This window comes from Anaerolineae bacterium, from assembly GCA_016931895.1.
Lineage (GTDB): Bacteria > Chloroflexota > Anaerolineae > 4572-78 > J111 > JAFGNV01.
This window is the reverse complement of record JAFGDY010000319.1, coordinates 1-8,135: the sequence shown is the minus strand read 5'-3', so window position 1 is coordinate 8,135 and position 8,135 is coordinate 1. Positions and strand designations below refer to the sequence as shown.

The 8,135-nt window shown below is 52.7% G+C and carries 6 protein-coding genes and 1 tRNA gene; 4 read left to right on the top strand and 3 right to left on the bottom strand.

Going from position 1 to position 8,135, the window contains the following annotated elements; translation table 11 throughout:
* Window positions 1-2 precede the first annotated feature (2 nt).
* Window positions 3-98: transfer RNA gene (locus tag JW953_24555), tRNA-Sec, on the top strand.
* A gap of 17 nt (window positions 99-115) precedes the next feature.
* Here the strand turns inward: JW953_24555 and JW953_24550 are convergent.
* The 3 genes from JW953_24550 to JW953_24540 are packed head-to-tail and all read right to left on the bottom strand — an operon-like array spanning window position 116 to window position 4,279.
* Window positions 116-523, bottom strand: a complete 408-nt coding sequence (locus tag JW953_24550; GenBank protein MBN1995880.1) for a response regulator — start codon at window positions 521-523, stop codon at window positions 116-118.
* A gap of 39 nt (window positions 524-562) precedes the next feature.
* Window positions 563-1,672 (bottom strand): response regulator, encoded by a 1,110-nt coding sequence (locus JW953_24545; GenBank protein MBN1995879.1) that lies wholly within the window; start codon window positions 1,670-1,672, stop codon window positions 563-565.
* Between the two features lie 3 nt (window positions 1,673-1,675).
* Complete coding sequence (locus JW953_24540; GenBank protein MBN1995878.1) at window positions 1,676-4,279, bottom strand: response regulator; 2,604 nt, start codon at window positions 4,277-4,279, stop codon at window positions 1,676-1,678.
* Between the two features lie 202 nt (window positions 4,280-4,481).
* Here JW953_24540 and JW953_24535 point away from each other — a divergent pair, with 202 nt between their 5' ends.
* From JW953_24535 to JW953_24525, 3 genes are all read left to right on the top strand, one after another.
* Window positions 4,482-5,339, top strand: a complete 858-nt coding sequence (locus tag JW953_24535; protein MBN1995877.1) for a DNA methylase — start codon at window positions 4,482-4,484, stop codon at window positions 5,337-5,339.
* A 218-nt stretch (window positions 5,340-5,557) separates the two neighbouring features.
* Window positions 5,558-6,016, top strand: a complete 459-nt coding sequence (locus JW953_24530) for a hypothetical protein (GenBank protein MBN1995876.1) — start codon at window positions 5,558-5,560, stop codon at window positions 6,014-6,016.
* A 13-nt stretch (window positions 6,017-6,029) separates the two neighbouring features.
* Entirely contained in the window at window positions 6,030-7,811 is a 1,782-nt protein-coding gene (locus JW953_24525) for a hypothetical protein (protein MBN1995875.1), read from the top strand.
* Window positions 7,812-8,135: the final 324 nt, after the last annotated feature.

Here is an 8,135-nt window from a genome sequence, read left to right as displayed (position 1 = left end):
GTGGGGGTGGATGTCGTCCGGTGGCGGCCCTGGTCTTCAAAATCAGTGGGCGGTTGCGAGCAGCAGGCGTCGGTGGGTTCGACTCCCATTCACTCCCGTTCAACTCAGGTAAAAATTAACCTTCTCCACTCTCATCATTCCGGGCGATACGGGCCTGTTTGGTTAATCTTCTCAAACGAGAGGCCAACACATTGGTTGTCACCGGTTTGAGGATGTAGTCGTCTGCGCCTTCGTCAAGGGCCTGCATCACCATGGCGGGGTCCACCACAGCCGAAAGCACCAGGATGGGCACCTGGCTAAAGGCGCGGATCCGGCGACACACTTCCCAGCCGCTCAGTCCCGGCATCATCAAATCTAGCACCACCACATCGGGCATCAATTGTTCGATGGCCCGGATGCCTTCTGAACCAGAATTGGCCACAAACACTTCAAACGTTTCTCTGGTTAAGGTGTCTTTGAGAATGCTGGTTAAAACGGCATCGTCATCAATAATCAGCACTTTGGTCAACATAACGTCCGGCATATCCCTTTACACCGCCCCAAACATCTGCTTGAACCCACCCTAGACTTCCACGGTAAAGATAGAACCTTCGGGCTTGTTGGCCTGGACAAAAATATAGCCTCCGTGGGCTTCAACCACCATTCGACAAAAAGCCAGGCCAAGCCCAATTTGGGGATCCTGCCCATTGTTCAAACTTGCAATTTCAAACTTATCAAAAATACGGTCTTGATAATCGGCCGTGATGCCCGGACCCTGGTCAAAAAATTTCACCCGCACCCGCGGCCCTGCCGATGGCAACATGGTTTTGACCCGGGGATATTCTACCTGGATGGTCACCGTACTCTCAGACGGCGAGAATTTTAGCGCGTTTGACAGCAGGTTTTCCAACACCCGCTGGAACAGGTTGGCGTCGAGCAAGACGTGTTGAAACTCGGCCGGCAGGTCAATACACAGTTTGACTTTTTTAGATAGAGCCATTACCTCGTAACTTTCTTTGACCTGTTGGATAAGCTGGTTGACGTTCACCATCGAACGATTCAAGATCAGTTTTTCTGCTTCCAATTTGGCCAGGATCAACATATCGTTCAGAAAAGCATCCAGGCGATAGGCCTGCATTTGAATGGCGTCAACGTCTTTGGCGTCAATAGGCGAGAGAGCGTTTCTGGCCAACAACATTTGGCTATAACCCAGGATGGCGGTGAGCGGGGTTCTGATATCGTGCACAATCATATGGGTCAGGTCTTCGCGCAAACGCAGGGTTGTTTCCAACTCGTCGTACTGTTTTTTGATGCGCAACATGGAGCGCATCCGCGCCTGTAGTTCAAGCGAATTGACCGGCTTTGACAAAAAGTCGTCTCCGCCGGCATCAAGGCCGCGCACCAGGTCGTCTGTGCCGCCCAGGGCGGTGACCAGGATGATGGGAATGTGTCGCCAGCGTTTGTCGGCTTTAAGGCGCCGGCAAACTTCAAAGCCGTCCATTTCCGGCATCATCACGTCAAGCAAAATAAGGTCCGGTATTTGTTTGGCCACTTGAGCCAGGGTCTCGGGGCCGTTGCCGGCAAAAGTAAGGCGATAGCCTTCTTTGTTGAGAAATCCCTCCATCATATCTCGAGCGATAGGCTCGTCATCTACAATCAAAACAGTGCTCCTGTGTGTCCCCGTTTTATCCATTTCCTACTCCTGGTTTGCGCTTAATAGGTTTTGAATTGTGGTTGCCAATCCCTGTAGGCTAACCGGCTTGGTGAGATACTCGTTGGCCCCTGCTGCCAAACACCGCTCCCGGTCGCCGGGCATGGCCAGCGCCGTGAGAGCAATGATGGGCACCTCGGTCAGGGCCGGATCAGCCCGGAGGCGGCGGGTTGCTTCCAGGCCGTCCATCCCCGGCATCTGAATATCCATCAGGATCACGTCGGGCCTTTCTTCCTGGGCGCGTTCAATGGCCTCACCGCCGTGCCGGGCCACCACCAACCGGTATCCCTGGAGTTGTAGATAATCCAGAAATGTATCAATATTGCTCTCATTATCTTCGGCCAGCAAAATCAGCGGGGCCTGTTTGGACAGAATTTGAACTATGCCAGGCAATACTTGGATTTTTTCACCATCCTCACGTTCTTTTTGGTCAACCTGCTCTTGTTGCGGCCAGGGCAGTGAAATTGTAAAACGGCTGCCCTGCCCTACGGTACTTTCCACCATTATGCTGCCGCCGTGCAGTTCGGCCATGCGAGACACCAGGGAAAGTCCCAACCCGGTCCCTCCCTGTTGGCGGCCCAACCCGCTATCCAACTGCACAAAAGGCCGGAACAACCATTGCATATCTTCCTGAGAAATCCCAATGCCTGTATCCCAAACAGAAAAGTGGACTATCTGTTGGGCCGGGTTCCCCGTCACCTCCAGCCCTATTTGCCCCCCGGCCAGGGTAAACTTGATGGCGTTACTTAACAAATTCACCAGCATCTGCTTAAGACGAAGCTCATCGGCCGGCAGCCTGGTGACGGTTTGGTCAAACGTTTGAAACACCTTGATCTGTTTCTGGTGAGCTAATTGTTTGGTTAAGCGCAGGCTGGCCTGGCACACTTCTGCCACAACCACCGGTCTAATTTCCAGTTCCAATCTGCCTGCTTCGCTTTTGGCCAGGTCTAAAATATCGGTGATTAGCGCAAGCAGATGGCTGCCGCTTTCCTCAATGTTGCGTAAATACTTGATCTGTTTTTCATTGACCGGCCCAAACGCCCCGGTCTGTAAAATTTCAGACGAACCCAAAATGCCGTTCAACGGCGTGCGCAGTTCGTGGCTCATGTTGGCCAGGAACTCATCTTTCAGGCGGGCCGCCCGGGCCAATTCTGCATTGGCTTTGCTCAAATCCGCGGTTCTTTCCGCTACCCTTTGAGCCAGTAAAGCCCGTTCTTCTTCCAGGGCGGCTTCGGCTTGTTTGCGTTCGGCAATTTCTTGCTGCGCTTGCGCAAACAGACGGGCGTTCTCAATGGCGCTGGCGGCCTGGTTGGCCAGCAACTTGGCCAGCGAAATCTCCTGGTAAGAAAAAGAGCGTTCCTCGCGGCTGTCTTCCAATTCCGCCAAACCTACCACCCGCTTTTGAAAAACCATCGGCAGGATCATGCGAGTTTTGATATCCTCGGCCCGCATGTAGGCGAATTCGGCGGGGTCAAGATTGGTTTGGCCAATGGTCATCTGGTAGGGAATTTGCTCATCCAAAACCCACTTTGTCAACGGATAATCGGCCAGGCGGCGAACCTTAGCCGGCAACGTCGAATCCCACCAGCCTGCGCTGCTGTACCTGGCCGCCATAAAAACTGTATTTTCAACCTGATCCCACTCGTAAATAGAGCAGCTTTCAACTTTAAACAGTTTGGCCATTTCTTGCACCACGGTATCCAACACAAAACGGAGATCGAGACTAGAGGTAATAGCCACCGTGGTGGATTGTAAAATGGTCAACTCGCGGTTGTGTTGGACAATTTCGGCCTCTGTTTGTTTGCGGTCCGCAAGGTTATGGATGACCCACTGCATGGCCGGCTGGCCTTGATAAACAAAAGGAAACCGGGCCACTTCTACCGTTACCTCTCGCCCATCAAGCCGCAGCAACTTCTCTTCAGCCAGGGGCGCTTCTTTTTTGGCGGCGCTGACCCGCTGTTCGCGGCGTTGGACAGTTTTTCGTTCGTCAGGATGGATAAAATCCAGCATGGGCCGGCCAATGAGTTGGGCCGGCTCAGCTGCTTGCAAAAGTTCAGCCCCGGCCCGGTTGATAAACACTATGTTGCCTTCACGCTGAATGATGATGCCGTGGGGCAAAGTTTCCACCAAGCGGCGGTAATCATCTTCAGCAGGCCCTTGCTCAATTTGGGCGGTTTGGGTCAAACCGGATGGATTTCCACCGGCCGGAAACGAGTGATTGTCTATTTTGCCTGGAGGCTGAGCAGGGTCAATCGCTGGATTTTGGTTGTCAATTTTTTCAGAAGGTTGAGTTATTTTATTTTCAATAGGCCCTAACTCGGCCTGAAGTTGGGCCATTGGCCGGATAACCTGCTGTTTTAGCCAATAAAGCATCAAGCCCAGGGCCAGCGTTGCTAACAGCAAAACACCGCCGTCAATAATAAACCAGGCATTTGGCCGGACGAAAAAGGCCGGGGAAAATATACCGGCCCCCAGGGCCAAAATTGCCGCCAGTAATAGTCCGCTCCCTAAAATTGCCAGATGTCGCTGGAATTTTTTTAGTTGGCCCAAAAGATACAAGGTTTTTGCGAGTTGTTGCGAATGGCTCATCTACATCTCCCGTTGAGCCGCGGTTATCGTCAAGTTGGGGATTTTAGTTTTCAATGTGCAAATCTTCTGGACTATATTTTACAGGACTTTGGCAAAAATTACTATTTTTAGCAGAAGGAATCTTTAAGATACCCGGCAAAATTTTATAACTTCAACCGGCAAACTTTTATTCCTCCCTTTCTTGCACTATAATGGCCTTATTATGAGCCATACGCCTAAACAAAAACCCTGGAGCGATATTGACCTCAATCGCTGGCGCGAATATAAAAACGTATTGACCGACAGCCTGTGGCATTTTCCCAGCCGGGCCAGCGGCGATGGGCACCGCCTTGATTATCATGGCAATTATATTCCTCAAATTGCCACCCAGCTTCTCACCCGCTATAGTAAAAAAGATGAAATTGTGCTGGATTTGTTTTTAGGGTCCGGCACCACGGCCATTGAGGCCGTCCGGTTGGAACGTCGCTGCATTGGGGTTGAACTCAAGCCGGAGTTGGTGGCCTACGTGCGGGAAAAAATCAGCCCGGATTTGCTTGACACGCGCATTCATATTCTCCAGGGCAACAGCGCGGCGCCGGAAACAATGACCCAAATCACCAATACGTTGGCGCGGATGCAGGGTGGCCCGGCGTCTTCGGTGGGGCCAGGTTTGGCTCACCTGCTCATCCTGCATCCGCCCTACGCAGACATTATCAAATTTTCAGATCACCCCGACGACCTCTCCAACGCTGCCACCACAGAAGCCTTTCTGTCCGGCTTTGAAACCGTTGCCCGGCGGGGTTATGCCCTCCTGTCGCCGGGGCGTTTTGCCGCGCTCATCATTGGCGATAAGTATGCCAATGGTGAATTAATTCCCCTGGGTTTTTGGTGTATGGAACGGATGAATCGGATCGGCTTCAAAACCAAAGCCATTGTGGTCAAAAACATCGAGGGCAATGAAAAGGGTAAAGGCAAAACCGCCAATCTGTGGCGTTATCGGGCGCTGGCCGGCGGATATTATATTTTTAAACACGAATACATTATTGTTTTTTTTAAGCCGGGCCCAAATAAGGGGGAGTAATAGGAGAGAAACAAGGTGGTCAAGCAATCACTTCTTGCCCTGTGTAGTATCTTGCTATTGGCCAGTTGTAGCCAATTAGCAAGAGACAGGTCGAGGTCAATAGATAAACCCACCACTAACCACGGAAACATCGTTAGAGGCGGAGCCAGGCGAGTTCTATGTAGATATCCACCAACCAGACCCGACTTGTGCAGGTACCACCCTGTTTACCGACGGTCATGACCCGGACATGCCTAGGGTGGTACCTGCGCAATTTTAACCTGACTATTGAGGTCAATGTGCAGGGCGCGGTGGTCTGGTCGGTTGACTGGACAGAGCTATTTGCGGGAGGCGGGGATAAAGGGTTCGACCCGCACGAGCCGGAAATTCTGCCTAACGATCACCTGCTGGTCTGTTTGCAATGGGAAACGCCTTATCAGGCTGTGGAAATAGTGCGGGAAAGCCGGGAAGTAGTATGGCAATATCATCGGGATAATCTCAGAACGGCCAGGGATTGCAACCGGTTGCCCAACGGCAATACTTTAATTGTGGGTGTGCTGGCAGGACCGGAAGACTCGGTGATCTTTGAGGTGACGCCTGCCGGCGAAATTGTCTGGCAACTGAAATTAAAAAACACGCCCGCCGACCGCAGCCCAGGATGGTTTTACAAGGCGCAACGGATGTGCGACAGCGGATAAAGGAAAAACAGGAATGAAACGTATTGATGGAATCATATTGGTCCTGCTCTTGACCCTGGCCGCCTGCAAATCAGCGCCGCCTGCTGATACGCGGCCAGGCGAGACGCCGATGGTTGGACGGTGTGGGAATGGTATATGTGAAGGGCCGGAAAACCCGCAGCTTTGTCCCCAGGATTGCGCGGAGGCGAAGCCGGACACGCCAACAGCACCGGAGGAGAAACCCCCAGCCACTGGTGATAGTAAAGATAGCTCTTCGCCGTCAAACGGGGCCTGCACCAATCCAAATCCCCACCGGGCGGTGGTGTCCCAAGAGCTGCTTGAGTTTCGTAATGTTCTGCTTGACGGCAGCTTTGAAGAGGGCCTGGCTGAAGTGGTCATTGACGAGACCGACCAAAAATCCATGGGGCGCGTCCAGGCCGCCGCGCGGACCGGCTCCTGGGGTTATGCTATCCAGGCCGGGCCGAACAAAGGCGCGACTTTTGCGATAAAGGCTTATATTGAAAAGGGCGAGGTCACCCGTTACTCATTTTGGGTGCGCAGCCTAAATGGCCAGGCAATGCTGCGGCCAAAAATTTATTGGGTAATGGAGCAGGCAGCGTTGGATGAGCCGTGGTTGGCGGAACCGGCCCGCATTGGCCCGGAGTGGACGCAGGTTAGTTTTGCGGTTGAAAATACCCGGGGCATCCGCTATGCCCTGTTGAGTGTGGAGGTAGAGCCAAACACGCGCCTGCACCTTGACGATGTACAGGTTGAGTCAACCTTTTGGCGTTTGGCCGAGATTGAAGGGCCAGGCCGGGTTATGGGCGGGATAAAGGTGCCGGCCAGGCCGGTTGCGCCGGTGCATATCAGCTTTTTGATCCATATTGAAGACCCGGCCCTTATCCAAAATAACGAGACATTTTTCCGGCTAAAAACAGCCGTTTTTAGGGAATTGGCCCGCACCTTTTACGAGCATGGGGGGAGGTTGACCATCCAGCCGGAGCAGGATTGGCCGATGGCCGCGGAGAATAAATTTGAGCCGGGCCTGCTGGCCGATTTGGCCGAACAGTACAACGTGGTCTATTCCACCCACACCCACGGCCCCAATTGCCGCGACGATAGGAGCAAACTGCGCAGCGCCGAGGATTGTAATCAGAACCCGGCCTGGGATCGCCAGCTTAAGGAGGAGGACGTTCTTGAATACGTGGGCGAATTAAGAGCGTTGCTCTCCCAGGCTTCGGGCCTCACCGTGACCGACCACAACGGCAATTGGGATTTTGCCCAGACCAGCCGGTACGCCGACATTTCTATTTTGACTCTGTCCGGCTATAAGAACAAGCACAATCAAGCCACCTACGACCGCTTGATCAATAATCCCTGGCGGCCGGGACAGGTTAATGCCAACGAAAACATTGAGGCTTTTCTGACGCATCACCCGGAAACAAAGGTGATCTACATTCCCGGCTGGGGGCAGGCGGCTACCCGGCACCCTGAGCGCGTCTTGCCTCGTTTACGGCCAATGATCAGCCAGTTCATTGCCCACGCCGACCCGGAGCGGGTTAACACCTTTTACGCAATTTTACATGTGGATCATTTTTACTCGCGGGCCGGAAATCCTGATTACATTGCTTACAATGAGGCTACCGGGGAAATCACCTACTCAGCCGAGTTTGAGCAACATCTCCAGGCCTGGGACGACATGCTGACCGAATTGATAGACCCGTTGGTGGCCGAAGGTTATCTTGAGTGGACGAGCATACCGCAGATGGGCGTCCTGTATCTTGAGTGGGAAGCGGCTTGTAAAAAAGAGGGTTGAGGTGTTTAGACATCATCAATATTCCCCGGCTAAAAATGAAATTGACTCAAACAAGGGTTCATAGTAAACTCTTTAACAATTAAATACCCTGATGCCCTCAAAGGTATATCTAGCAGATTTGTGCCCCTGTAGCTCAGAGGATAGAGTAGAGATTTCCGGTTCTTCCAGAATTTCCGTGGTGTAGGGGCAGGTCTTGTGCCTGCCCAAGGCGACCACAAGGATTCGCCCCTACATATTGGGGTATGCCACGGAAAATCCCAAAGAGCCAGATTTCCTAAACCTTTTTGTCGAAGGGGCAAGGTGCAGGGCTGTTCAATTCTAAAT